Source organism: Polymorphospora rubra (genome assembly GCF_018324255.1).
Taxonomy (GTDB): Bacteria; Actinomycetota; Actinomycetes; order Mycobacteriales; family Micromonosporaceae; genus Polymorphospora; species Polymorphospora rubra.
The window spans coordinates 3,254,901-3,279,582 of sequence record NZ_AP023359.1 but is presented as its reverse complement, the minus strand read 5'-3'; the positions used below and the strand labels follow the sequence as shown (position 1 = coordinate 3,279,582).

Annotated in this window: 21 protein-coding genes, 1 tRNA gene and 2 pseudogenes; 12 read left to right on the top strand and 12 right to left on the bottom strand. The window is 72.0% G+C overall.

Annotated elements, in window-relative coordinates:
* Nucleotides 1-408, top strand: a complete 408-nt coding sequence (locus Prubr_RS15035; RefSeq protein WP_212825917.1) for a hypothetical protein — start codon at nucleotides 1-3, stop codon at nucleotides 406-408.
* Here Prubr_RS15035 and Prubr_RS15030 read toward each other — a convergent pair.
* Nucleotides 306-970: pseudogene (locus Prubr_RS15030) on the bottom strand (ice-binding family protein); the annotation flags it as partial. The gene Prubr_RS15035 and the pseudogene Prubr_RS15030 overlap by 103 nt on opposite strands.
* A 289-nt stretch (nucleotides 971-1,259) precedes the next feature.
* Here Prubr_RS15030 and Prubr_RS15025 point away from each other — a divergent pair.
* Nucleotides 1,260-1,472: a hypothetical protein gene (locus Prubr_RS15025; RefSeq protein WP_212825912.1), complete on the top strand. Its 213-nt coding sequence runs from the start codon at nucleotides 1,260-1,262 to the stop codon at nucleotides 1,470-1,472.
* Between the two features lie 10 nt (nucleotides 1,473-1,482).
* Here the strand turns inward: Prubr_RS15025 and Prubr_RS36865 are convergent, their stop codons facing one another.
* The 4 genes and pseudogenes from Prubr_RS36865 to Prubr_RS15000 form a co-directional block, all read right to left on the bottom strand.
* On the bottom strand, nucleotides 1,483-1,992 hold the full coding sequence (locus Prubr_RS36865) for a DUF3263 domain-containing protein (RefSeq protein ID WP_246568701.1): 510 nt from the start codon (nucleotides 1,990-1,992) through the stop codon (nucleotides 1,483-1,485).
* A 182-nt stretch (nucleotides 1,993-2,174) separates the two neighbouring features.
* Nucleotides 2,175-3,131, bottom strand: coding sequence for an ABC transporter permease subunit (locus Prubr_RS15010; RefSeq protein ID WP_246568699.1), 957 nt, complete (start codon nucleotides 3,129-3,131; stop codon nucleotides 2,175-2,177).
* A gap of 58 nt (nucleotides 3,132-3,189) precedes the next feature.
* Nucleotides 3,190-4,203, bottom strand: a pseudogene (locus tag Prubr_RS15005) (ABC transporter ATP-binding protein); the annotation flags it as partial.
* Between the two features lie 99 nt (nucleotides 4,204-4,302).
* Complete coding sequence (locus tag Prubr_RS15000; RefSeq protein ID WP_212825904.1) at nucleotides 4,303-5,088, bottom strand: DeoR/GlpR family DNA-binding transcription regulator; 786 nt, start codon at nucleotides 5,086-5,088, stop codon at nucleotides 4,303-4,305.
* A gap of 224 nt (nucleotides 5,089-5,312) precedes the next feature.
* Here Prubr_RS15000 and Prubr_RS14995 point away from each other — a divergent pair, with 224 nt between their 5' ends.
* From Prubr_RS14995 to nagA, 3 genes are all read left to right on the top strand, one after another.
* Nucleotides 5,313-6,242: an SIS domain-containing protein gene (locus tag Prubr_RS14995; protein WP_212825902.1), complete on the top strand. Its 930-nt coding sequence runs from the start codon at nucleotides 5,313-5,315 to the stop codon at nucleotides 6,240-6,242.
* Nucleotides 6,243-6,359: 117 nt separating this feature from the next.
* Complete coding sequence (locus Prubr_RS14990) at nucleotides 6,360-7,280, top strand: ROK family protein (RefSeq protein WP_212825899.1); 921 nt, start codon at nucleotides 6,360-6,362, stop codon at nucleotides 7,278-7,280.
* Nucleotides 7,277-8,383, top strand: coding sequence for an N-acetylglucosamine-6-phosphate deacetylase (nagA, locus tag Prubr_RS14985; protein WP_212825897.1), 1,107 nt, complete (start codon nucleotides 7,277-7,279; stop codon nucleotides 8,381-8,383). Before Prubr_RS14990 ends, nagA begins: the two co-directional genes overlap by 4 nt.
* A 48-nt stretch (nucleotides 8,384-8,431) precedes the next feature.
* Here nagA and Prubr_RS14980 read toward each other — a convergent pair whose 3' ends face one another.
* Together Prubr_RS14980 and Prubr_RS14975 are read right to left on the bottom strand one after the other, a co-directional pair.
* Entirely contained in the window at nucleotides 8,432-9,220 is a 789-nt protein-coding gene (locus tag Prubr_RS14980; RefSeq protein WP_212825895.1) for a phosphatase PAP2 family protein, read from the bottom strand.
* A 9-nt stretch (nucleotides 9,221-9,229) separates the two neighbouring features.
* The gene (locus tag Prubr_RS14975; RefSeq protein ID WP_246568697.1) at nucleotides 9,230-10,582 is read right to left on the bottom strand and encodes a trypsin-like serine peptidase; all 1,353 of its coding nucleotides are present in this window, start codon (nucleotides 10,580-10,582) and stop codon (nucleotides 9,230-9,232) included.
* A gap of 149 nt (nucleotides 10,583-10,731) precedes the next feature.
* Here Prubr_RS14975 and Prubr_RS14970 point away from each other — a divergent pair, with 149 nt between their 5' ends.
* Nucleotides 10,732-11,940: a DUF4032 domain-containing protein gene (locus Prubr_RS14970; protein WP_212825891.1), complete on the top strand. Its 1,209-nt coding sequence runs from the start codon at nucleotides 10,732-10,734 to the stop codon at nucleotides 11,938-11,940.
* A gap of 28 nt (nucleotides 11,941-11,968) precedes the next feature.
* Here the strand turns inward: Prubr_RS14970 and Prubr_RS14965 are convergent, their stop codons facing one another.
* Nucleotides 11,969-13,753 (bottom strand): potassium channel family protein, encoded by a 1,785-nt coding sequence (locus tag Prubr_RS14965; protein ID WP_425518016.1) that lies wholly within the window; start codon nucleotides 13,751-13,753, stop codon nucleotides 11,969-11,971.
* Between the two features lie 176 nt (nucleotides 13,754-13,929).
* On the opposite strand from Prubr_RS14965, the gene Prubr_RS14960 reads away from it, so the two are divergent.
* From Prubr_RS14960 to Prubr_RS14940, 5 genes are all read left to right on the top strand, one after another.
* Nucleotides 13,930-14,859 carry a hypothetical protein gene (locus Prubr_RS14960; protein WP_212825888.1) on the top strand — a complete coding sequence of 310 codons (930 nt, stop codon included), beginning with the start codon at nucleotides 13,930-13,932 and terminating at the stop codon, nucleotides 14,857-14,859.
* Between the two features lie 135 nt (nucleotides 14,860-14,994).
* Nucleotides 14,995-16,518 (top strand): FAD-dependent oxidoreductase, encoded by a 1,524-nt coding sequence (locus Prubr_RS14955; protein WP_212825886.1) that lies wholly within the window; start codon nucleotides 14,995-14,997, stop codon nucleotides 16,516-16,518.
* A gap of 2 nt (nucleotides 16,519-16,520) precedes the next feature.
* A complete protein-coding gene (locus tag Prubr_RS14950; protein ID WP_212825883.1) occupies nucleotides 16,521-17,012 on the top strand; it encodes an MSMEG_6728 family protein in 492 nt (163 codons plus the stop codon).
* Between the two features lie 156 nt (nucleotides 17,013-17,168).
* Nucleotides 17,169-17,609, top strand: coding sequence for an HNH endonuclease (locus tag Prubr_RS14945; protein ID WP_212825881.1), 441 nt, complete (start codon nucleotides 17,169-17,171; stop codon nucleotides 17,607-17,609).
* Between the two features lie 83 nt (nucleotides 17,610-17,692).
* Nucleotides 17,693-18,367, top strand: coding sequence for an RNA ligase family protein (locus tag Prubr_RS14940; protein WP_212825879.1), 675 nt, complete (start codon nucleotides 17,693-17,695; stop codon nucleotides 18,365-18,367).
* 71 nt (nucleotides 18,368-18,438) lie between these two features.
* On the opposite strand, the gene Prubr_RS14935 is transcribed toward Prubr_RS14940, so the two are convergent.
* Nucleotides 18,439-18,515 (bottom strand) — tRNA-Thr (locus tag Prubr_RS14935).
* Nucleotides 18,516-18,910: 395 nt separating this feature from the next.
* Here Prubr_RS14935 and Prubr_RS14930 point away from each other — a divergent pair.
* The gene (locus Prubr_RS14930) at nucleotides 18,911-20,002 is read left to right on the top strand and encodes an ABC transporter ATP-binding protein (RefSeq protein ID WP_212825877.1); all 1,092 of its coding nucleotides are present in this window, start codon (nucleotides 18,911-18,913) and stop codon (nucleotides 20,000-20,002) included.
* 81 nt (nucleotides 20,003-20,083) lie between these two features.
* Here the strand turns inward: Prubr_RS14930 and Prubr_RS14925 are convergent, their stop codons facing one another.
* The 3 genes from Prubr_RS14925 to Prubr_RS14915 all read right to left on the bottom strand — a co-directional run bounded on the left by Prubr_RS14925 (nucleotide 20,084) and on the right by Prubr_RS14915 (nucleotide 24,624).
* Nucleotides 20,084-21,706 (bottom strand): pectate lyase family protein, encoded by a 1,623-nt coding sequence (locus Prubr_RS14925; protein WP_212825875.1) that lies wholly within the window; start codon nucleotides 21,704-21,706, stop codon nucleotides 20,084-20,086.
* 189 nt (nucleotides 21,707-21,895) lie between these two features.
* Nucleotides 21,896-23,227: a pectate lyase family protein gene (locus Prubr_RS14920; RefSeq protein WP_212825873.1), complete on the bottom strand. Its 1,332-nt coding sequence runs from the start codon at nucleotides 23,225-23,227 to the stop codon at nucleotides 21,896-21,898.
* 218 nt (nucleotides 23,228-23,445) lie between these two features.
* Complete coding sequence (locus Prubr_RS14915; RefSeq protein WP_246568695.1) at nucleotides 23,446-24,624, bottom strand: Gfo/Idh/MocA family protein; 1,179 nt, start codon at nucleotides 24,622-24,624, stop codon at nucleotides 23,446-23,448.
* Nucleotides 24,625-24,682: the final 58 nt, after the last annotated feature.

Genomic DNA, 24,682 nt, shown 5'->3' with positions numbered 1-24,682 from the left:
GTGGTCGGGCTCGGTGTGGTCGGGCTCGGCGACGACGGGCTCGGCGTGGCCGACGATGGCGACGGGCTCGGAGACGACGGGGTCGGAGTGGGCGAGGACGGGCTCGGCGACGGCGACGGCGAGGCCGACGGGGACGGGGACGGGGACGGGGACGGCGTGGGTGACGGGGACGGCGTGGGTGACGGCGGCGGAACGGGCCGGCCCGTCGCTCCGGGAGACGCCGCCGCCGGGATGCAGCTGGCCCGGTTCACGGTGTTCTCGTCGAGGCTGACCGCGCCGTTCCTGGCCAGCACCGCCCCGGGCGTCACCCGGGCACGGGCGTTGAGGCTCACCGAGTCGAGCGCCATGACGACGCCGACGAACTCGGTGTCCGAGCCGAGGGTGGCCGACGTACCGACCTTCCAGTAGACGTTGCACAGCGGACGCGGCGAGTTGACCACCTGAACCCGGCTGTTCGCTCCGGTGACCAGGGTCGTCGCCAACTGGAAGACGAAGACCGCGTTCGCGTCCCCCTCGCGTCGAGGGTGAGGGTGCCGGTGAGCGCCACCGCGTCGGTCGACGTGTAGACGCCCGGCGCGAGCGTCTTGCCGCCCAGTTCGGTGCCGGTCGGGTCGGTCGAGACCCGGTTGCTGGCATCGTCGTACGCGCTGGTCAGGTCGCGCTGGGCGTGCTCGGCCGACTCGTCGGCGGGGTGGCGTTCGCCGTTGACGACGCCCGGCGGGAACCCGGCCAGCGTCTCGCCGGGTGACACGCCGAGGTCCCCGCCGATCACGGAGTTGCCGACGTTGTTCACGGTCTCGCCGGCCAGTACGGCGTAGCGGTCGGCCGCGCCGAGTGAAACCGGCCCGTTGGCCGCGTACGCGGGCGGGGGTGCGAGCACCACCCCGGAGGCGAGCGCGCCGGAAAGGGCCAGCGCCAGCCTTCTCAGGCCACGGCGGGCGGGCGCGCGGAGCGCAGCGTTGACTGTCATCGGAAAATCCCATTCGCCGGTGTCGGATGGCGGTGCCCCACCTCGCGATCGCCGACGGGTGCGTGGCGGGCAGCTTCGAACCACCGACGGGCTCCCCGTACGCCTGTCCGTCAAACCTGGTCGCCCTGACCAAGCCCGGGAAGCGAAGCATTCTCACAACCCACGGAAGCCGACCGGTGACCGGCGGTAGCGTGAGCCGTGGGTGGCGCCAGCGGGTCCACCGCCGGGGTGTCGCACCGGGTGACGCTCCGCCAACGGGCGCCGATCCCGCGACGGGGGGTCACGACGAATGTTGGAGCGACTGCACGAGGCCGGCCTACGGGCCGACCACTGCTACATGGCTGGCATCGCGAGCATCGGCCTGTCGTTTCTGAGCTGGGCCTGCTCACGCAAGCTCGAGTCGGCGGGCATCGACCGCGCCGACCGGTGGGGCATCTTCATCGGCGAGTGGGCGCCGACGTTCATCTCGCTGGGCAACGCGCTGCGCACGTACGAGAAGTGAGCCGGCGAGGTCAGCGCCGGCGGGTGCGGGCCCGGGTGGAGCGCAGCCGGCGGAGTCGGGCGACGAGCACCGGAGCGGCGGCAAGCGCGGCAGGGTTGTCGAGCAGCCCGTTGAGGATCTGGTAGTACCGGGTCGCCGACAGGTCGAACGCATCGCGGATGGCCTGTTCTTTCGACCCGGCGTGCTTCCACCACTTCTGCTCGAAGGCGAGAACCTGCAGCTCACGTTCGGTCAGCGGCGGAACCTCGGGCCGGGTCGCCGCTTCCGGTGTGACGTCGGCCACCGCCGTGTCGTCCGGCCCCGTCGACGCGGGGTCGGAGCCGGTCACGTCGTCCGGACCGGTCGCGTCGTCCGGACCGGTCGCGTCGTCCGGACCGGTCGCGTCGTCCGGACCGGTCGCGTCGTCCGGACCGGTCGCGTCGTCCGGACCGGTCGCGTCGTCCGGACCGGTCGCGTCGTCCGGACCGGTCGCGTCGTCCGGTGGCCGCAGGTCCGGGGCGTCGGAGGCGGAAGACTTCACGGCGCCTCCTGAGCATCGGTTGCACTGACGTGCGGCGGCAACGGTTGCACCGACGTGCGGTCACATCGGATAGCACTGACGTGCGAACGGACTCGACCAGCGTAGCCGCCGACCGACCACCTCGCACCAGACGCCCAGGTGGGGCGGGTTCCGGAACCCGCCCCACCGCACAGAGAATACTCTCAGGTGATGTCGCGACTACGCATTGTCCACAGTGCCGCGCCGAGAACCGCCACCACCCCGACGCCGAACAGCACCGCCGACTGTTGCCAGGTGACCACCCACTCCGCCGGCTCACAGGCTCCCATCGAGAACTGGCACGAGTTCCAGTCGAAGAGCGTGTACGTCTTGTTGAACCAGGCCACCGCGTAGCTCGACAGCACGAACCGGTCGGGGAAGGACACGCCGACGATGTTCAGCGCGATCCGGAGCCCGACCTCGCTCACCACCCCGACCCCGACCGCGGCGCCGAGCGCCATCGCGGTGTGCCGGCCCAGCGAGGCGAGGCCGAACGCGACCGCGGTGACCGCCAGCACCAGACCGATCCCCCGGGCGCCGGTGATCGCGAGCGACTGCCAGGTGCCGCTGGTCATCCCGGCGACGGTGCCGTCGTACCTGCCGATCAGCCAGAACGCGACCGTCCACAGCGCACCGAGCACGACGCTGATCCCGAGCACGCTGCCGAGCAGCACGCCGAGTTTGGTGAGCAGGACCGGTAGCCGCCGGGGCCGCCAGAGCAGCAGGTTCATCATGCCGCCGGTGTTCCACTCGGCACCGACGTACGACGCGCCGACGATGAACCCGAACAGGGCGACGATGCCGGCGAACACCGAGACGAAGACGCCGAACTCGGCCTTGAAGTCGAACTGGTACGGCAGGAACCACTCGGCCATGAACTGGTCGCGCTGCGGTACGTAGTCGCGACCGCAGTCCGGCGGGTAGCGGCTGTCGGTGTTCTCACCCCGCGCCTGCGCCGCCTCGCAGTCGGCCACCGCCTCCTGGTGGTAGCGCAACTGTTCCTCGTACTGCTGTTGGGCCTTGGCCTCGGCGGCGGCACGCTGCGCCGGGCCGGTGGGTTGGCTGGCGAGAGTGAACGAGACCACGATGGCGCCGAGCCCGAGCACCATCAGAACCAGCATCAGCCGGGTCAGCCGCCGCTTGAACAACCGACGGAACTCCGCCTTGGCGAGGTTCATACCCCCACGCTCCCTTGCTCGGCGTCCCGGCGCCGGACGCGCCGGACGTGCCCACCTCGACGGACTGGTCGACCTGCCGGTTCTGGCCGGGCACCGGCGCGGTGGCGGTCAGTTCGAGGAAGACGCTCTCCAGGTCGACGGTGAGCGGCGCCAGTTCGCTGACGAAGAAGTCGCTCTCGGCGAGCACCCGGGTCACCTTGGCCGGCTTGTCGATTCCGCCCACCATCAGGTGGTCGCGGTAGGTGGTCACCTGCGCACCGGCCCGGGTGAGCAGGTCGGCGGCCAACGGCAGGTCGGTGACGGCCTCGAGGCGGACCCGGATCTCGGTGGCGGAGTGCTGCGCGAGCACCTCGGCGACCGGCCCGGCCGCGACCCGGCGGCCACGGGAGATGATGGTGACCGAGTCGCAGATCTGCTGCACCTCGCCGAGGATGTGGCTGGAGAGCACCACGGTCATGCCCGACCGGGAGAGGTCGGACATCAGGGACCGCATCTCCCGGATACCACCGGGGTCGAGGCCGTTCGCGGGCTCGTCGAGAATCAGCAGTTTCGGGTTCTTCAGCAGGGCCGAGGCGACCGCGAGCCGCTGCTTCATGCCCAGCGAGTAGGTCTTGACCCGCTCGCCGGCCCGGTCCCGCAGGCCGACCAGTTCGAGCACCTCGGTCACCCGGGTTCGGGGGACCCCGCCCGCGTCGGCGAGCAGCGACAGCGTGTCGCCGGCGCTGAAGAACGGGAAGAACTGTGGACTCTCGACGATCGCGCCGATCTGACCGGCGACGGCGGGCAGCCCCGCCGGCACCTCGTGGCCGAGAATCCTCATCCGCCCCCCGTTCGGCCGGATGAGGCCGAGCAGGGTGCGCAGGGTGGTGGTCTTGCCCGACCCGTTGGGACCGAGGAAGCCGTGGACCTGACCGGCTTCGACCAGCATGTCGAACCCGTCGAGCGCCTGACGGACGCCGTGGCGTCTGCTTCGGTACGTCTTGCGTAGGCCTTCTATTTCCAGTACGGCGACCAAGTTCGGCCTCCCCGTCTCGTTCCGATGACGTGGGGCACCATACTCGGTATGCACAAACCGCGCGGCCCGTTCACGCGATGAGGGACGCGCGGTGACGCGTCAGGCGCAGATGACGGTCAGCCCGGCGGCCCGGAACGCCTCGACCGTCACCGGGTCGGCGCCGGAGTCGGTGACCAGCGTCTCCACCCGTTCGATCGCGCAGATCCGGGCGAAGGCGTGCCCGCCCAGCTTCGACGAGTCGGCGATGATCACGACCCGCTTGGCCCGGGCGACCATGAGGGCGTTCATCGACGCCTCACCCTCGTGGTGGGCCGCCGCACCGAGATGCACGTCGATCGCGTCGACCCCGAGCAGCGCCACGTCGAGGGTGACCTCCCGCAGCAGCGCCCCACCGAGCGGCCCGACCAGTTCGAACGACTGCGGCCGTACGACACCGCCCGCGACAACGACCTTCATCCGCGACCGGACCAGCAGTTCGTTGGCGATGTTGAGCGCGTTGGTCACGACGGTCAACTGCGCGCCGTCGGCACTGGTGTTCAGGTCGGCGCGGACGGCGAGCGCCCGGGCGACCTCGGTGGTCGTCGTGCCGCCGTTGAGGCCGACCACCATTCCCGGGGCGACGAGACCGGCGGCGGCGGCGCCGATCCGCTGCTTCTCCGCCGAGTGCTTGGCGGTCTTGTAGCGCAAGGGCAGGTCGTACGAGACACCGTTGGCGACCGCACCACCCCGGGTACGGGTGATCATCTGCTGCTGCGCGAGCTGGTCGAAGTCACGCCGGATGGTGGCCTGTGAGACGTCGAGGCGTTCGGCCGCGTCCTCGACGCTGACCCGACCACTCTCGGTGAGCAGTTCGAGCAGGGCGTTCCAGCGCGCGTACCGGTCCACGGAGTGCCTCTCTGCACGAACGGTGAGCAGTTTTGTGCACGATAGTGCGCGAAACTGCGCCACGCAAAGCCCGTGTGCTGCGCGATCTCGTCACATGGTTGCCAGGCCCCGGAAACTTCGCGCACAATGACGCTCGAAAGACCCTCGTACCGAGCCGTATCAAGCAGCAAGGTTCGGTGCGCCACCGTCCCGGCGCGCAGTGGTCTCGGCAAAGGAGTGGTTCCATGGCGTACGTCGACACGGAGATCGCGAGCCAACCCGACTGCTGGCGCCAGGCCGCCGAAGTCGCCGCAACATCCACCGCCGCACTGCCCCGCCGGGGCGAGCGGGTCGCCGTGGTCGGCTGCGGCACCTCCTGGTTCATGGCGATGGCGTACGCGGGCCTGCGCGAACGGGCCGGTCACGGCGAGACCGACGCCTTCCCCGCCTCCGAGTTTCCGACCGGCCGGCGCTACGACCGGGTGCTGGCGATCACCCGCTCCGGCACCACGACCGAGGTGCTCGACCTGCTCCACGATCTGCGGGGCACCTGCCCGACCTCGGTCGTCGTCGGCGACCCGGCGTCACCCGTGGTCGACGCGGCCACCGACGCCGTGCCGATCCCGTTCGCCGACGAACGGTCGGTCGTGCAGACCCGCTTCGCCACCAGCGCCCTCGCGCTGCTGCGCACCAGCCTGGGCGAGAACCTGTCGGCCGCGGCCGCCGACGCCGAGGTGGCCGTCCGGGCACCGCTGCCGATCGACCCGGCCCGCATCGAGCAGGCCACCTTCCTCGGTCGCGGCTGGACCATCGGGCTCGCGCACGAGGCGGCGCTCAAGTGCCGGGAGGCGGCCACCTTCTGGGCCGAGGCCTACCCGGCGATGGACTACCGGCACGGTCCCATCTCGATCGCGGCACCGGGCCGCGCGGTGTGGGCGTTCGGTGACATCCCCGACGGGCTCTCGCTCGACGTCGAGGCCACCGGCGCGGCGTTCGTGCACAGCCGCACCAGCGGGGTCCACTCCGTACTCGGCCGGTGGGTCGCCGGGCGCAAGCCGCTGGACCCGATGGCCGACCTGATCCTCGCCCAACGGTTCGCGGTCGCGCTGGCCACCAGCCGCGGCCTCGACCCGGACGCGCCACGCCACCTGACCCGCTCCGTCGTGCTCACGTGACCGAGCGCAGCGAGGGAACCAGCAAGCTCAGCACAAAGCACGGTGACACCGAGCGCAGCGAGGGGTCGCCGTGACCGAACGCAGCGAGGGCACCATCAGGCTCATCGAGGTTCTGCCGTGACCGAAACTGCCGTCGTCGCGCTCGACGTCGGGGGGACCGGGATGAAGTGTGCGCTGGTCCGGCCCGACGGCCGGGTCCACCACACCGAGCGGCACCCGACCGGCGCCGACCGGGGTCCCGACGCGGTGATCGACACCATCCTCGACGTCGCCGAGGGGCTGGCCGGCAAGGCGCAGGCCGACGGGCTGGAGGTGGTCGCGGCCGGGGTGGCCGTACCCGGGGTCGTGGACGAGGTCGCCGGCGTGGCCCGCTGGTCGGCGAACGTCGGCTTCCGCGACGTACCGCTGCGGGATCTGCTGGCGGCGCGCCTGGGGCGACCGGCGGCGCTCGGCCACGACGTGCGGGTCGGCGGCATCGCCGAGGCCCGGCTCGGTTCGGGACGGGGCAGCGACCACGTGCTGTTCGTCGCGATCGGCACCGGCATCGCCGCCGCCCACGTCGTCGGCGGGTCGGCGTTCGCGGGGGCGCACGGCGCCGCCGGCGAGTTGGGCCACATCGTCGTACGCCCCGGCGGCCCGCGCTGCGGCTGCGGCCAGCTCGGCTGCCTGGAGACGATCGCGTCGGCGTCGGCCGTCGGTCGGCGCTACAGCGAGATCTCCGGTACGCCGGCCACCGCGGCCCAGGTGGCCGGGCACGCCGCCGCGGGTGACCCGCTCGCCGCCGACGTGTGGCGGGAGACCGTCGAGGCGCTGGCCGACGGGCTGCTCACCGCCCAGGCCCTGTTCGACCCGGAGGTGGTGGTGCTCGGCGGCGGACTCGCCGAGGCCGGCGCCGCCCTGCTCGACCCGCTGCGCGCCGCCCTGCGCCGGCGGCTGACCTTCCACCGCGAACCACGACTGGTTCGCGCCAATCTCGGCGACGAGGCCGGCTGCGTCGGGGCCGCCCTGCTCGCTCTCGACACCCTGGAGGCTCCGTGACCGTACGCGTCAGTGGCAAGGTGGTGACGCCGAACGGCGTGATCCGGCAGGGCTGCGTCGAGGTCGTCGATGAACGGATCCGTGCGATCGCCGAGTATCCGAGCGTCCGCGACGGGCACTGGATCGTGCCGGGTTTCGTCGACATCCACACCCACGGCGGCGGCGGGCACACGTTCACCACCGGTGACGTCGACGCGGCGCGGGGCGCGGCGGCGTTCCACCTGGCGCACGGTACGACGACGCTGCTGGCCAGCCTGGTCAGCTCGCCGTACGACCTGATGCGGGCGGCCACGGCGGCGTACGCGCCACTGGTGCGCGAGGGCGTGCTGGCCGGGGTGCACTACGAGGGGCCTTACCTGTCGACGGTGCGCTGCGGCGCCCAGAACCCCGAGTTCCTGCGCGATCCGTCGACCGACGAACTCGCCGACCTGATCGAGCTGAGCGGTGGCACGCTGCGGATGGTCACCATCGCCCCGGAACGGGACGGGGCGCTGGAGGCGGTGAAGCTGCTGGTCTCGCACGGGATCGTGGCGGCGGTCGGGCACACCGACGCGACGTACGAGCAGACGTTGGCGGCGGTCGCGGCCGGCGCGTGCGTCGGCACGCACCTGTTCAACGGCATGCGGCAGCCGCACCACCGCGAGCCGGGGCCGGTCTTCGCCCTGCTCGGCGCCCCGAACGTGTTCTGCGAACTGGTCGCCGACGGGGTGCACCTGCACGACGGCACGCTGGCGTTCGCGGCCCAGACCGCCGGGCCGGACCGGGCGGTGCTGATCACCGACGCGATGGCCGCCGCCGGAATGGCGGACGGCGAGTACGAACTCGGCGGGCAGTCGGTGACGGTCGCCGACCGGGTGGCCCGCCTGACCCGCGACGGGTCGATCGCCGGCTCGACGCTGACCATGGACGCGGCGCTGCGTCAGGCGGTGGGTGCCGGGGTGTCGATGGTCGACGCGGTCCGGATGGCGGCGACCACGCCGGCCCGGGCGATCGGGGTCGACGACCGGGTCGGGGCGCTGGTCCCGGGCCGCCGCGCCGACCTGGTGGTGCTCGACGACGACCTGCGGGTGGTCCAGGTGATGCGCGCCGGCGCCTGGCTCTGACCGGTACGCCGGCGCCGGCCTCCCCGGCGCCGGGCCGGCCGGACCGGATCAGGAGACCGGCGTGGGCTCGTCCGCGGTTTCGGCCGGCCGGTTGAAGATCGCCGGCCGGTCGAACCCGTTGGGCAGTGCCGGCAGTGGCAGGTCGTCCCACGGCACCCGGCTGAGCAGGCGGGAGAGCAGCAGGCCGAGCAGGAATCCGGCGATCGAGTCGGTGATCCAGTGGAAGCCGAGGTAGGTGGTGGTGCAGAAGACGATCGCCGGCGGCGCCACCCGGATCGTCCGGTAGACCGCCGGGGAGACGTCGGGGCGGCCGAGGTGCCGCAGCAGGCCGGCGAGCAGCAGGGTGATGACGCCGTACCAGATGATGGCGTTGGCGACGTGTCCGGACGGGTAGGCGAGCCCCTCCGCCGGGTCGCTGAACAGCCGCTCCGGGTGCGGGATCTCATCGTTGTGCGGGTAGCCGCGGTGCAGCAGCAGCTTCATCGGCCCGATCGTCGCGTACGTGATCAGGAACCCGCCGGCGAAGACGAGCACCGGCCGCACCGACCGGGCCCGCCAGGCCAGCGCGGCGGCGAGCAGGCCGGCGACCGGCATCAGCACCTGGCCGCCCTGCCCGAGCTTGTTGAACACCTCGGCGACGATCGCCGCGACATCCGGCCGGTGCGCGTCGACCCAGTCGCGTACGGCGATGTCGGTGTCGAGGAACACCCCGTTGGCCAGGGCGAGCGTCAGGGCCGCCGTGGCGACCAGCAGCACCCCGTCGAGCCACCAGCCGGCCGGCCGGACCGGGCGCGGCGTGAGCCGGGCGATCTGTCGTACCGTCCGGGTCACTTGCACCCCGTCAGGCTACAGGTGCTGGCGGATCCGCTCGTGGATCAGATCGATGCGGACCCCGGAGTTGGGGCAGCCGCCGAAGTGGTGCAGCGCGATGACCTTGTTGCTGCTGCGGGAGATGACCGGCGAACCGGACGAGCCTCCCTCGGTGTCGCAGTGGTAGGAGATGTCGGACGCGGTGCCGTACCCGTCGTAGCTCGGGTTGTCGACCGCGCAGGTGCCGTTGGCGTCGCGGTCGCTGGACATCGCGATCACGGTCGGGTCGCCGCCCGGGTGCTGCGGGATGTAGAGCTCGGTGCCGCGGGTCGGCCGGCGCAGGTCGAGTTCGAGATAGCCGAACTTCTCCACGGCCGGGAAGTCCTCGACGGTGAACAGCGTGTAGTCGAGCGTCCGGTCGGTGCTCAGCACCTGGTCGCCCCACACCTTCGTGCTCCGGAAGACCTCGTAGCCGCCGCAGCTCGCGCACTGGTAGTTGAACCACACCTCGGTCTGGTAGGCCTCGTCGGAGCTGGTGAAGCAGTGGTGGTTGGTCATCATCCGGTTGGTGGCGCCGAGCCGCCAGGCCGTACACAGTTCGGTGCCGTTGATGAGCAGCCGGGCGACCGCCTTCGACCGCTGGTAGGCGACCGGGTCGCTGGACCGGTAGCAGATCGCGTCGCGGGAGTCGTTGCGGCCGCAGATGCTCTCCTCCCGGCCCGGGCCGGCTGCCCCCGGCCCGGGCTCGGCGGCGGCTTCCCGGTCGGCCCCGGTGCGGCCGTGCGCCACCCGGTCGATGCCGACGCCGAGTCCGGCGAGCCGGGATTCGAGGCCGAGCAGGTCGGGGCGGGCCCGGTGCAGGGTGACCACGGCGGTGTCGCCGGAGACCGACATCGCCCAGCGGCCGGCGGGCGAGCCGCGCAGGGCGTCGACCAGCCCGTCGACCGGGTCGCCGTCGATGCGGTGCACCTCGGTGCCGTCCGGGCTGGCCACCGTGACGTGGTCGCCGGGCAGCATCAGGAGCCGGTCGAAATGCACCTTGACGTAGTCGGCGCCGGGATAGTGCAGCGTGGTGGAGCGTTCCCCGTCCAGGTATCCGAGCACCCGTTCGACGGGCTTCAGGGTTCCGATCCGGTCCCGGCCGGCCGGGACGGACGTGTGCTCGTCGCGGCCGGTAGCCGGCTGCGCCCGGTCGTGGCCGGCCGGAGCGGACGCCGGCCGGTCCGCTCCGGGGAGCACCGGGTCCGTTTCGACCCGGTCGGCCGGGGCGGGCGTACCGGTGGCGGACGTCTCCGTGCCCGACCAGACCGGCCGCGGGGCGGGCTGGCCCACCGCCGCCGCCACCCCGGCCAGCGCCACCACCGAGCACGCCCCCACGACCCACGCCACCGTTCGCCGCATACCTGTGTCTCCCGTGTGTCCTGTGCGCGACATGCCGACGGCAGAAACCGCCAGATGCCACATAACCGGTCATCTCGCCACTGTGTAACGAGCCACGCCAAGCGGCGACGCGCGGTCCGGACCGTCATGCTTGATGGGTGCGCATCACTTCCGCCCTCGTCGACCCGGCACTGCTCGACCTGCCGTGGTCCACCCCGCTGGAGGAGTGGCCGGCAGATCACCTGGTGGCCCTCCCCCAGGGCATCTCGCGGCACGTCGTACGGTTCGTCCGGCTCGCCGGCACGGTCTACGCGGTCAAGGAGACGGGTGAGCGGGTCGCCGAGCGCGAGTACGACCTGCTCCGCGCCCTGGAACGGATCGACTTCCCGTCCGTCGAGGCGGTGGCGATCGTCGCCGACCGGGTCGATCCGACGGGTGAACCGCTCGACCCGGTCCTGATCACCCGGCACCTCCAGTTCTCGCTGCCGTACCGGGCGCTCTTCTCCAACACCCTGCGCCCGGAGACGATGAACCGGCTGCTGGACGCGCTCGCCGCGCTCATCGTCCGGATGCACCTCACCGGCTTCTTCTGGGGCGACTGCTCGCTGTCCAACACGCTCTTCCGGCGCGACGCCGGCGCCTTCGCCGCCTACCTGGTCGACGCGGAAACCGGAGCCCTGCACTCCCGGCTCTCCAACGGCCAGCGCGGCGAGGACCTGGAGATCGCCCGGGTGAACATCTTCGGCGAGGCGCTCGACCTGCAGGCCGCCGGCCTGCTGCACGAGTCGATCGACCCGGAGGTGGTCTGCGAGGAGGTCGTCGCCCGTTACGAGCGGCTGTGGCACGAGATCACGTTCGAACAGCAGGTCGCGCGGGAGGCCCGGCACGACATCGAGGGCCGGATCCGGCGGCTCAACGAACTGGGCTTCGACGTCGCCGAGGTCGCGATGTCCCTGGTCGAGCAGGGTGCCTACCTGATCCGTCCGAAGGTCGTCGACGCCGGCTACCACTCCCGCCGGCTGCTGCGGCTGACCGGGCTGGACGCCGAGGAGAACCAGGCCCGCCGGCTGCTCAACGACCTCGACACCTATCGGGCGGAGAGCGACCTGACCGACGAGCAGCAGGCGGCGCACCGGTGGCTGACCGAGGTCTTCGAGCCGGTGGTCCGGGCCGTACCCGCGCACCTGCGCCGCAAGCTCGAGCCGTCGGAACTCTTCGCCCAGGTCATCGAGCACCGGTGGCGGTTGTCGGAGAAGGCCGGGCGGGACGTCGGGCTGGCGCCGGCGGTGCAGTCGTTCCTCGCCGACGTGCTGGTGCACCGGCCTGACGAGCAGGCCGTGCTCGGCATCGAGGTCGCCGCCGGATGACGGGCCGCCGGCCGATCCACCCGGCCCGTCACGGCACCGGGTCGGGCTCGGCCTCGGGTACGGGCGGTAGCGGGGTGGTCTGGGTCAGCAGCCAGCTCAGCCCGGCCCGGCGGGCCACGACGGTGATCCGGTCACCGGCCCGGATCCGACTCTCCAACGTGGGCGACCAGCGCATCCGTCGCTGACCGGAGCGGGCCAGTCCGATCACCCGTACCCCGGTGCCACGGTTGGCGTCACGCAGCCGCAGTCCGTCCAGCGGCGACCGCTCGCCGACCGTCACCTCGGCGACCAGCAGGACGTGCCGGTCGACCGGAATGGTGGCGATCACGTTGCGGTTGGTCAGCGCGCTGGCGAACGACGGCGCGGCCAGGTAGGAGACGCTGCGCGAGATGGTGATGTCGAAGGCCCGCTGGATCCGGGCGGCGAAGTCGCCGTCGAAGAGGCGCAGCACGACCCGCAGATCGGGGTTGAGGCTCCGCCCGTTGAGGGCCGCCTGGAGGTTCGTGACGTCGTCGGTGGAGACCATGACCAGCGCCTGGCAGGTGGCGACCGAGGCGGCCCGCAACGTCTCCTCCTGTGCCCCGTCGGCGACGATGAACGGCACGCCGAGCCGGCGGACCAGCGACGAGCCGCGGGCGTCGGGATCCTTGTCGACCGCCACGACCTCGATGCCCAGGTCGTGCAGTTGCCCGACGACCCGGCTGCCGACGTTGCCGAGCCCGACCACGACCACGTGCCCGTCCCGCCGCACCGAGAGGCGGCCGACGGTCAGGGCGAGCTTGGCGTTGACGATGCCGTCGACGACCGCCGCGGTGATCAGCGGGATCAGGGCCAGCCCGGCGAGGGTCAGCACCACCTGCATGACCTGCACCCGTGGGTCGGTGCCCGCCTCGGGCTCGGCACCGCTGAACGTGGTCAACAGCGTCAGGTAGACGGCCTCCGCGATGCTCACCCCCTCGGCCTGGGCCAGCAGGAAGCCGAAGAGCGCGACGATGGCGAGTACGGAGAGCGTCGCCATCCCGATCTTGCGGGTGGCGAACGACCGGATGCCGCGCAGCAGGCCGGTGAACGGATGCCGCCAGCGGGCCCGGGCCAGCCGGCGGGCCGCGAGTTCGGTTCCCGCCGGCCGGCCGGTCGCCTCGGCGAGCACCAGGTCCGCGCGGCTCTCGTCGGACGGCAGGACGCGCAGGTTGTTGGCCTCGCGGGTGTCGGCGAGCCCGACCACCACGTGCTCGGGCCGTACGTCGGTCCGCCGGGCCACCAGCAGGGTGCGTCCGGCGTGCCGGAAATGGGTCGGGGCGACCTCGCCGAGCGCGGCGGCGACGAAGGCGGGGGCCGCCATCGAGGCGTCGGAAAGCACCTCGCAGTCGGCGAAGAGCCGCTTGACCCCCAGGCCGAGGTTGGCGTTGAACATCCGCATGACCAGGCGGAGGTCGGGCTCGACCTCCTGCGCGCAGAGGGCGGCGTGGATGTTGCCGACGTCGTCCTGGTGCAGCAGCGCCAGGCCGGCCGCCCCGGCGAGGCCGGCGAGGCGGAAGGTCTCCTCGTTGAGACGTTCGGCCCGGACGATCCGTACGCCGCGCAGCGCGGTGATGTCGGGATCGCCGGGGCGGCGCCGGGTCGGCACGATGACGGTGATCCGTACCGGGCTGGTGGGGGTGTCCCGCCGCAGGGTCCGGACCACCCAGTAGGCGAGTGCGTCGTCGCCGCAGACGACGTAGTGCGGGCGAGTCTCCCCGTTGGGGCGGAGGCTGTCCCGCAACCTCGACTCGACCACGCGACGGGCGCGGCTACGCCAGGGGCCGGAGGTCATGTCCCGGATCGTAGCGATGCCGTTCATCGATCGCTGCCCGGTGATCATCCGGTCGGAATGGGCAGCAACGTATTGACGACTCGGTCGTTGAGTACTTTGTTGCAGTGCTCCCTATTTGCTAGGTGTATCCGGTTTCGCTGCGCGCAGCAGCCGTACGGCACCTGATTGGATGCGCAATGTCGAGATGGTTCCAGCGCGCGGTCGGCACCGTCGGCGTCGCCGGCGGCTTCCTCCTGCTCACCGGCGGTGCCGCCCAGGCGGAGCAGGCCGACCCCGCCCCGCAGACGATCGACCCGCAGCAGGTCCAGAGCCGCGACAACGGCGCCGACGCCGGCAGCCGGGAAGCCGCGCCGAACGTGCTGACCGGGCAACTGCCGGACCTGGCCGACGTGCCGGTGGACCGGCTGCTCGCCGGTGAGCTCCGGCTGCTCCCGGGGCTCGACGCCCGGTCGGACCGGATACCGCCGGCCGCCGGCGCCACGGCGGACGCGGTACCGGCCATGGTGACCTCGACCGGTGAACAGGTCCCCGCTCTCATCGGCGACGCGCTGATGGCGCAGAAGCCGGAGCTGTTCGGCGGCACCGAGTCGCTGCCGGTCGTCGACACCCTGCCGGTCGTCGGTGGTATCCCGGTGGTCGGTGACCTCACCCACGGCGGCGTGCCCCTGGTCGGATCGCTGCCGCTGATCGGCGACCCCGCGAACCTGGTCGCCCCGCCCACCGCGGACACGACGTCCCAGCCGGCAACGACCCAGCCGGCAACGACCCGACCGGCAGCGACCCAGCCTCCGACGACCCAGCCTTCGACGGGGGCCACGACCGCCCGGCCCGCGACCGGATCGGCGCCGTCGACCACGGCCGACCGGCCGGCCCGCACCGCCGGTGAGCGGAGCTTCAACGGCACCGGCCGTCCCGTCGCCGGCGAGGACCCCGACTACACCGAATCGACCTCGACCGCGCCCCGGATCCTGCCGGCCCTCGACGCCCCGCGGACGCTCCCGGCCTTCGACGGCCTCCAGACCCTGCCCGCACAGGGCGGCCGGCCCGCCACCAGCACCGTCGCGCCGATGGTCATGAGCATCGACCGGACCCCGCCGGTGGGCTGACCGCCCACGGCTCCTGACGGCCCCCGCCCGGCGCGATCCGCCGGCCCGGGGGCCGTTCCCGACCGCCCCGTCCCGCCGACCGGAATGAACAGCGCTGTCCCGGGCATCCTGACCACAGTCGGCCGGAGGGGACAGATGGACGGGGCACGGCTGCTGGGCCGCCTGTTCGGCGTACGTGCCGAGGAGGTCGATCCCGACGGTGCCGGCCCGGCCCGGGTGCCCGTACCGGTCGAGGTGGTGGTCGTCGGCGGCGGCATCGCCGGCATGTCCGCCGCGGTGGTGCTCGCCGAACGCGGGGTACGGGTGACCGTCCTGGAAGGCGCCCCACGGCTGGGCGGGCGGCTGGCGGCCCGGCCGGAGACGCTGCCCGACGGCACGCCCCAGCTCGTCGACCACGGCTTCCACGCCTTCTTCCGGCACTACTACAACTGGCGCTCGATCCTGCGCCGGATCGACCCCGCACTGCGGTTCCTTCGCCCGGTCGACGGCTATCCGGTGCTGTCTGCCGACTGGCCGCCGGAGGAGTTCGGCCGGCTACCGGCCGCCCCGCCGGCCAACCTGCTGGCCCTGCTCGTACGCAGTCCCAGCCTGCGCCCGCGCGACCTGCGGGCCATCGACCGGCGGGCGGCGCTCCCGCTGCTCGCGTACGACCCCGACCGCACCTACCGCGACCACGACGGCGCCACCGCGCGGCAACTGCTGGACGGGCTGCGGCTGACCGACCGGGCCCGCGCGATGCTCTTCGAGGTCTTCGCGCACTCGTTCTTCAACCACGAGGCCGACCTGTCGGCCGCCGAACTGATCGCCGCCTTCCACTTCTACTTCCTCGGCAACCCGGAGGGGCTGGCCTTCGACGCGCCCGACCTTGACCACGACACGGCCGTCTGGCGACCGCTGGCCACCCACGTCGAGAACCTGGGCGCGGTGGTGCGCACCGGCGACCCGGCCGTCGAAATCCGGCCCGGCTGGCAGGTCCGTTGCGCCTCGGGGCGTACCCACCGGTCCGCGTTCCTGGTCGTCGCCGTCGACCCGCCGGCCCTTCGCGACCTGGTGGCCGCCTCGCCGCTGCTTGCCGCCACCGCACCGGTGCTCGCCGGGCAGGTCGCGGGACACGGCAGCGGACCGCCGTACGCGGTGGCCCGGTTCTGGTTCGGCGGCGACGTCGCCCCCGGGCGGGCCGTGTTCAGCGGCGTGTCACGGCAGCCGACCCTCGACTCGATCACCCTCTACCACCGGCTGGAACGCGGCGCCCGCCGGTGGGCCGACCGCACCGGCGGATCGGTCGTCGAGCTGCACGCGTACGCCTGCCCCGACCTGCCGGCGGCGGTCCTGGCGGACCGGATGCGACGCGAACTCGCGGCCCTGTGGCCGGAGACGGCCGGGCTGCCCGTGGTCGACCTGCGGACCCGGGTCGGGGCGCGGGCCCCGGCGTTCCGGCCCGGCGCGGCGGCCACCCGGCCGGGGGTCCACACCGACGCCGACCGGCTCTATCTGGCCGGCGACGGCATCCGGGCGGATCTGCCGAGCGCGTTGATGGAACGGGCGGCGACCACCGGCATCACCGCCGCCAACCAGATCCTGCGCCGGGTGGGTGCCGGCACCGAGCCGCTGCGCTCGGTTCCCCGGCGCGGGTTGCTGGCCGGACGGAACCGGGACTGAGCGTGCAGACGTTCCTGCCGTACCCGGACTTCACCGCCAGCGCCCACGCGCTGGACGCCCGGCGCCTCGGCAAGCAACGGGTCGAGGCGTTGCAGGTGCTGCGGGCGCTGACCCGCCCCCGCTACGGCTGGCGGCACCACCCGGCCGTGAAGATGTGGGCCGGCTACGAGGAGGCCCTGGTCCGCTACGGGCTCCAGATGTGCGCGGTCTGGTGCGCGACCGGACGCCGGGACACCGTCGCGGGCACCCTGGTCGAGGACCTCACCCTCGCCTGCGGCGCCTTTCCGGTACGGGCCCAGCCCGAGCTGGCCACGGCCGGTGAGCTGCCCCCGTGGCTCGGCGACGGGGCGCTGCACCGCAGCCACCGCTCGGCCCTGCTGCGCAAGGAGCCCGACTTCTACCGGCCGATCTTCGGCGACCTGCCGCCCGACCTGCCGTACGTCTGGCCCGGCTCGGACCGGCCACCGCGCTGCCGACCCCCTGCCGAGGGTTAATTCGCTGGTCCGGCGTCGGACGGTCTACCTACAGTGGACCCGTCAGCCGGCCCGTCCAGAGCCGCCCCGTCCGACCGGACCGGGCGGCTGTTTCGTCACGTCCCCACGCCATCTTCCACGCCATCCACCGCCGCGACCGAACGAGAGGAGCCCCCGGTGAACGTCGTACTGGTCGTCAACGCCGACCTCGGGCCGCTGCACCGGGTCAGCGTGCAGCACGCGATCCGGATGCTGTGCCGCCGGGTAGCCGAGATCCACGAAGCCGAGCCGGACCGGCTCATCGGGGCGTTCCCGCTGCCCCGCGTCGTACGCCTGGTCCGCTACGTCGTCACCCGCTGGCGGTTCAGTTCCGGGCCGGCGTGGTCGCGGGCCGGGGTGCTGGTCCGCGACGGCCGGTGCTGCGCCTACTGTGGCGGGCCGGCGAGCACCGTCGACCACCTGCTGCCCCGCTCGCGCGGCGGCCGGAACACCTGGTTGAACACGGTGGCCGCCTGCGGCCCCTGCAACAACCGGAAGGCCGACCGGACGCCCGGCGAGGCGGGCATGCGGCTGCGGCGTACGCCGGCCGCCCCGACGTGGGCGGCGCTGGTCCACTGACGCCGCCGGCCGTGCCGGCCGGCGACCGGCCGGCCGGCCGACGGAGGACGCCTCCGCCGGCCGGCCCCGCCCTGGAGGAAAACGTGTCCACCCGTCGGAAGAAGTACCCGCGCACCTTCCATCTGCCCGGTTCCCCTGGCGCCACCGCCGACGACCGGCGGCTTTCCGACCTGTCCGGTCTGACCGGCGAGCTGGTGGTGACCGAGAAGATGGACGGCGGGAACGTCACCTTCACCCGCGAGACGATGTACGCCCGCTCCGTCGACTCGGGGACCCACGTGTGGGACCGGCCGGCGAAGGCGGTCTGGGCGCGGGTCGCGCACGACATCCCGGCCGGCTGGCGGATCTCCGGCGAGTCGATGTGGGCCCGGCGCAGCGTCGGCTACGACGACCTGCCCGGGGTCTTCCTCGTCTTCGGGGTGTGGGGCGCCGACGACACCCTGCTCGGCTGGGACGACACGGAGCAGTGGGCGGCTCTGCTCGGCCTGCCCCTGGTCCCGGTGCTGCACCGCGGCCCGGACCTCGCCGGGGCGCTGGCCGCCTGGGCCCGGCACCGGGACACCACGGTGTCGGAGGGTTTCGTCGTACGGCCGGCCGGTCCGGTGCCCGAGGCCGAGTTCGGTCACCGGGTCGGCAAGTGGGTACGCGCCGACCACGTCCGGACGGCGGCGACCTGGCGGCACCGGGACGACTTCCCCACCAACGGTTTCCGCGCGACGGTTGAGCCGAAACGGCCGCCTTCTCCGGCGCCGGGATAAGTACGCCGGCATCGATCTCGGGCCGCCCGTTATCGGGCGGGCCCATCGACATCCGTGCGGTACGGGATTGATGGAGCCCCCGGCCGGGATCGAACCGGCGACATCTCGCTTACAAGGCGAGTGCTCTGGCCAGCTGAGCTACAGGGGCGTGTCCGTGGCCAGCATAACCACTGATCGCGCCACAACAGCGCAATGACCGGCATCGGTGGCCAAGATCGCTCTTCCGGTGCCGGAAGTGCGGCGGGAGCAACTGAATCAGGCCGATAGACGAACTTGTCGACATGGACTGCCCGACTGGCCATTTAGTGACTGTCAGAAGCCACTTGTCCCGGAAAGTCGGGCCCGTCGGCGCCCGCTCCCGTCCCACGGATGGCGTCTGACCTTGGCACGGGGCCGAATCCCGTTTACCGTGGCGTGACACGAGCGACATCCGTGGCTGCCCTGCTGTCCGGGTGCCGTTCGTTGGCCGGTGCCCACCGCACCGGTCGCTCCTTCACTCGGATCGTCCGGCACGTTCCTGCCGGTGAAAGGAAGCGCTTCACCATGGCTACGGTCACCTACGCCAAAGCGTCCCGGATCTACCCGGGCACCGAGCGTCCCGCGGTCAACGAACTCGACCTGGAGATCGGCGACGGCGAGTTCCTCGTCCTGGTCGGCCCCTCCGGTTGCGGTAAGTCCACCAGCCTGCGGATGCTCGCCGGCCTCGAGGACGTCGACCAGGGCTCGATCTACATCGACAGCCGCGACGTCACCCACCTGCCGCCGAAGGCCCGCGACATCGCGATGGTCTTCCAGAACTACGCGCTCTACCCGCACATGTCGGTCTACGACAACATGGCGTTCGCGCTGAAGCTGCGCAAGACGTCGAAGGCCGAGATCGATCGGCGGGTGAAGGAGGCGGCGGCGCTGCTGCAGCTCGAGGAGTTCCTCAGCCGCAAGCCGAAGGCGCTCTCCGGTGGTCAGCGTCAGCGGGTCGCCATGGGTCGCGCCATCGTCCGCGAGCCGCAGGTCTTCCTCATGGACGAGCCGCTGTCCAACCTGGACGCCAAGCTGCGGGTGCAGACCCGTACCCAGATCGCGTCGCTGCAGGCCAAGCTCGGCGTCACCACGGTCTACGTCACCCACGACCAGGTCGAGGCCATGACCATGGGTCACCGGGTCGCGGTCATGCTCGACGGCGTGCTCCAGCAGGTGGACACCCCCCGGGCGCTCTACGACACCCCGGCGAACGTCTTCGTCGCCGGCTTCATGGGCTCCCCGGCGATGAACATCAAGACCGTGTCGCTGTCCGAGAAGGGCGCGGTGTTCGCCGACCTGCTCGTTCCGCTGACCCGGGAGCAGGTCGCCACGGCCCAGGCCGACGGCGGCAACAAGAAGGTGACCGTCGGGTTCCGCCCGGAGGACTGCGACCTGGTCAGCCCGACCGAGGGTGGCCTGCCGGTCGTCGTCGAACTGGTCGAGGACCTCGGCTCCGACGCCAACGTCTACGGCCACGCCACGCTCGACGGCGTCTCGGAGCGGTTCGTCGTACGCACCGACCGCCGGCACATGCCGAACATGGGCGACACGGTGTTCGTGAAGCCGCGTACCGACCGGCACCACACCTTCCACGCCGCGACCGGCGTACGGCTCTGATCCGACCGATCGACGAAACGGGCGCCCCACGGATATCCGTGGGGCGCCCTTTCCCATCCGGCCGGGCACCGGAGGCTCGGGTCAGAGGCCGATCCTGCCGGTGCCGGCACCGGCCATGACGACCGCCCTGACGTCGTTCGGGTTGGTGAGGGTGTAGCTGTAGTAGGTGCTCGGCTCCTGCACGGTGCCGCCGGCGTCACCCGGCTCGCTGCTGCCGACCAGCACGTTGTCCCGGGCGATCATCCGGCCGCGCTGACCGGCGTAGCTGATCGACCACGGCTCCTCGACGTCCTCGAAGTAGTTGCCCTCGACGACACAGCCGGAGTTGAGCTGGCAGGCCACTCCGACGTCGGTGTTGTAGACGAAGTAGTTGTTGAACACGTGCACCGGGTCGCCGAACCGGACCCGCGGGTTGCGCTGCGGCGTACGGTCGAACCAGTTGTTGTGGTACGTCACCTTGAGCTGACCGATGTCCTGCGCCCCGTTGTTGTCGTCGTGGCCGAGCAGCATGGTCTTGGTGTGGTGGTGGACGTGGTTCCAGGAGATCGTCACGTAGCTCGATCCACGCTTGACGTCGATGAGGCCGTCGTAGCCCTGGGACAGGTCGTTGTGGTCGATCCAGACGTGGTGGCTGAACATCTGGACGTTGATCGCGTCGTCGACGGTGTTCCGGAAGTTCAGGTTCCGGATGATCACGTTGTGCACCGCGTCCGGCGGCCGGGTGGTGATGTTGCTGACCGGCAGGCCGATGTTGAAGCCGCCACCGGTGATGCCCGAGTCGGCCCCGACGCCGACGACGGTCTTGTCCGAGGTCACGTCGTGCATCGGCCCAGGCAGTGCGATCATCCCGTCGACCCGGATGTTGAGCGGGCCGGGGGTGGCGATCGCGGTGAGCAGTTCGGCCGCGGTGTCGACGGTCACCGTCGGACCGCCGGCGCCGCCGGTGGTCCCGTCCTGCCCCAACGCGTCGACCGAGGCGAACCCGATCGGCGGCGCCATCGGGTCGAGCGGCGGACCGGTGGGCGGCAGGGTGGGTCCGGTGGTGGGGCCACCGGTCGGCGGCGCGCCGGTCTGCGTGTCGACGGCGACGTCGTCGAACGACGCGCTGGCGTACGAGGTGGCCAGCCCGACCCGGCCGCTGGCGAAGGCGCTGTCGGTGGTTTCGACGACGAGGTTGCCGTCGACGTAGCCGCGCAGTGCGCTGCCGACCGCCTCCAGCCGCAACGTCGCCCAGTTTCCGACGGTCGGGCCGCCGGCGCCGCTGGCCAGCGCGACGGGGGCACCCCCGGCCCGCTTGAGCAACTGGACCGCGCCGCCGCTGGTGACCACGAGCGCGTAGTAGTTGCTGCTGCTCTGCGCGCGGGCGACCACCCCGACGTGGCGGTTCGCACCGTTGAACCCGGTTGGCTTGACCCGGGCCTGCACGCCGTAGTTTGTCCAGCCGGTGGAGCCGACGAGGGTACGGGCGTCGCTGCTGGTGCCGGACTGGCGGTTGACGAGTGAGCCGTCGGTGACGACCGACCAGCTCCCTCCGGACTTCGACCAGCCGTTGGAGTTGCCGTCCTCGAAGTCGTCGGAGAGCAGGGTGTCCGCGAAGGCGTACGGGGTGCCGAACGCCAGGACGGTCGCGGTCAGTGTTCCGGCTGTGGCGGCCGCGGCGAGCAGCCGCCACCGGGGTCGGCGGGGGACGGAAGCCTTGCCCATGGTGAGCCTCCCTGGGGTGTGGTGGCGGTGACCGCCCGGCGGCCGGCCGGGAACCGGCCGCCGGGTGGAACGGTGGCCAACCGTGGCCGGCCGCGGATGCGAGGACGCGGCCGGGCACGGTTGGCGGCTTGTGCACTCCGCCGGGTGCTGCCCGGGTCGGCCCGGCGGGACGGCCGGGCCGGCCGGGAGTCAGACCGGCAGCTTGCCGGCCCCGGCGAACAACGCCGTCGCCAGCGGGACCAGCGGTGCGGGCAGCACCGGGCCGTGGCGCAGGGTGGGCGTCCAGCCGGCGTCGGAGCCGAGGGGGACCTCGTTCGCCGCGTTGTACGCCGCCAGCAGGTCGACGTGGCGCGGCAGCCGCCAGCCCTCGCGGACCCAGTTGCCCTTCTCGGTGATCGCCGTGCCGGACCAGTCGTAGATGATCTTGTCCGGGGTGATGCCCTGGCCGAGGGAGAAGTAGTTGCTCTCCGCGTAGATGGCCGACTGGACCCCGACGCCGAGGACGTACTGGAAGTCGTCGCCGGACAACTTGTAGTGGTTGTTGTAGACGTCGACCTGACCGAAACGCACCCGCGGCAGTCGCTGGTAGACATTCTCGAAAACGTTGTGGTGGATCGTCACGTTGAGCTTTCCGACGTCCGGTCCGACGGTGTTCGAGGAGCCGATCAACATGACCTTGTCGCGGCCGGCGAAACGGTTGTAGGAAACGGTGACCAGGCTGGCGGTGTGGGTGATGTCGACCGAGCCGTCATGCACCTGGTACGGCCGGCCGAAGTACAGCGGCTGGGCGCTGTCGGGATTGTCGCCGTCGGTGAACGTGTTCCGGTCGATCCAGACGTTCTGGCTACGCCGCACCGAGATCTGGTCGTACTGGGAATTCCAGTTTCCGGTTTCGCCGTCGGTCGGCGACCACGCCGGGAAGCAGTCCCGGGCGTCCTCGAAGGTGATGTTGCGGATGATCACGTTGTTGGCCGTGTCGGCCATCAGGGTGAGGCCGGTCAACAACGCCCCGCGCAGCCCGATGATCGTGGTGTTGGGGCCGAGGTTGATCTGGGTGTGCCGGGTCTGGTTGGTGACCGAGCGGACGCGGGCCTGCTCCAGCGGCCCGGACGGCGCGACGCGTCCCCAGGTCGCCGGGTCGTAGGCGGCCAGGTACGCCGACAGCGAGTACTCCGGGTCGGCAAGGTCCTCGCAGCTCAGCAGGTTGCCGTCGGCACCCTCGAAGCCGTCGATGGTGCCCTTGATGTAGATGATCTTCGGGGTGGCGTTGGACCGGTTGGTGGCGTTGTCGCCACCGAGCGCCTCGACCAGTTCGGCCCGGGTCTGCACGACGTGCACCTGGTCGCGGGCCGCGGCGGCACCACCGGTGGTGCCCGGGCCGTACGCGGCCCAGCCGTCACCGGCCGGTAGCACCTGCCGACCGGCCGGCCGGTCGATACCGCCGCCGGCGGCCGCGACGGTGGCCGGCGCCGCCGCCAGGCAGACACCGACCGCCGCGGCCGTCAACACCCTCAATCGCATTCCCATATTTCGCCCCTGCCTGATGTTCGCCAGTACGAAACCTCACTGGAACAAACGCTAGGTAAGTTGCGACAAATATGTCAATGCGATGGATATGCAAGAAATTTGCATTGAATGAGGGCAATATATATTTACTCGACTACTGGCGCCGAGGTTCGTACTGTTCAGTCCGATTTAGTATCGGACAGTTGTTCCCGCGGTTTGCAATATGTTTTCCGTCACCCGCCCCGCCCGACCGGGTCCGGATGCCCGGCGAGTTCCGTCCGGAACGGCGGCCGCGCCCAGGCGACCCCGAGCTCGGAGAGCAACGCCATCCGCTCACCGGCCAGCCGCAACGCCCCGTCGATCCCCTCGATCACCCGCACCCGCGCCGGGCCGTCGCCGACCGGCACCGCGTCGACCAGGGTCGGCTCCGGCGCGGCGACGATCGCCTCGACCACCGCGGTGAAGGCCGCCGTGGTCGCCAGCGGCGCGATCAGCGGCACCCCCGCCGGATCGGCCCGGTGGGCCAGCAGGTTCTCCAGCAGCCCGACCCGGCCCGGCACCTGCCGGGCGGCCGTGTCGCCCGGCAGCCTGAGCCGGTCGGTCGGATACTCCAGCACCGCCCGGCCGGCCGTGCCGTGCACGATCACCTCGCCCGGGATGAAGTCCTCCCCGGCCAGGGTCACCGCGACGACCACCGGCAGCCCGCCGTCGAGCGTCACCCGCATCGTCGCCGTGTCGTCAACCTCGATCGGCCGGGTCCGGTAGCGCTCGATCTCGACCGAGACCGGCCGGCCCGGCACGCACTCCCCGGCCACCGCCAGCGACTGCATCACGGCGTGGGCCAGCGGGTTGACCAGCGCCCCGTCGAGCACCGGCCGACCGTCGACGGCCCGACGGCCGGCCCACGACGAGCGGGCGTAGTAGGCGTCGTCGCGGCGCCACGACGCGACGGCCGCGATCCCGGTGACCGTACCCACGGCACCGGCCGCGACCGCCTGCCGCAGTTCGGTCAGGGCCGCCGACCCCAGCGCCTGGAACCCGACCTGGCAGGCGCGGCCGGCCGCCGCCAGCGCCTCGGCGAGCGTGGCGTGCTCGGCCAGCGACAGCACCGGCGGCTTCTCCAGCAGCAGGTCGGCGCCGGCCGCCACACAGTCCAGCGCGATCGGCAGGTGGGTGTGCGCCGGTGTGCAGATCACCACCACGTCGGGGCGGGTGGTCCGCAGCATCTCCCGGTGGTCGGTGAAGATCCCGACCCCCTCCGGTACGGGCGCGTCCGGCGCCGCCTCCACCGGCCGTACGTCGACCAGCGCGCCGAGCCGGAGCCGACCGGCCTCGTGCAACGGGGCCAGCACCCGGCGGTGCCACAGTCCGTGACCGCTCGCCCCGATCAGGGCCACCGTCGGTGTCGTCACCGTGTTCCTCCATCCCATCCCGCCGCGTCGGCGGCCCGATCTCCCAATCCGCCGCGTC

What these genes read in the sequence shown, in the direction of transcription:
- Prubr_RS15025 (WP_212825912.1), top strand. Translation starts at nt 1,260, where the DNA reads ATGTTGGAGCGACTGCACGAGGCCGGCCTACGGGCCGACCACTGCTAC.
- Prubr_RS15010 (WP_246568699.1), bottom strand. Translation starts at nt 3,131, where the DNA reads ATGCTGGTTCTGATGGTGCTCGGGCTCGGCGCCATCGTGGTCTCGTTC.
- Prubr_RS14995 (WP_212825902.1), top strand. Translation starts at nt 5,313, where the DNA reads ATGGCGTACGTCGACACGGAGATCGCGAGCCAACCCGACTGCTGGCGC.
- Prubr_RS14965 (WP_425518016.1), bottom strand. Translation starts at nt 13,753, where the DNA reads ATGACCTCCGGCCCCTGGCGTAGCCGCGCCCGTCGCGTGGTCGAGTCG.
- Prubr_RS14960 (WP_212825888.1), top strand. Translation starts at nt 13,930, where the DNA reads ATGTCGAGATGGTTCCAGCGCGCGGTCGGCACCGTCGGCGTCGCCGGC.
- Prubr_RS14955 (WP_212825886.1), top strand. Translation starts at nt 14,995, where the DNA reads ATGGACGGGGCACGGCTGCTGGGCCGCCTGTTCGGCGTACGTGCCGAG.
- Prubr_RS14930 (WP_212825877.1), top strand. Translation starts at nt 18,911, where the DNA reads ATGGCTACGGTCACCTACGCCAAAGCGTCCCGGATCTACCCGGGCACC.
- Prubr_RS14925 (WP_212825875.1), bottom strand. Translation starts at nt 21,706, where the DNA reads ATGGGCAAGGCTTCCGTCCCCCGCCGACCCCGGTGGCGGCTGCTCGCC.
- Prubr_RS14920 (WP_212825873.1), bottom strand. Translation starts at nt 23,227, where the DNA reads ATGCGATTGAGGGTGTTGACGGCCGCGGCGGTCGGTGTCTGCCTGGCG.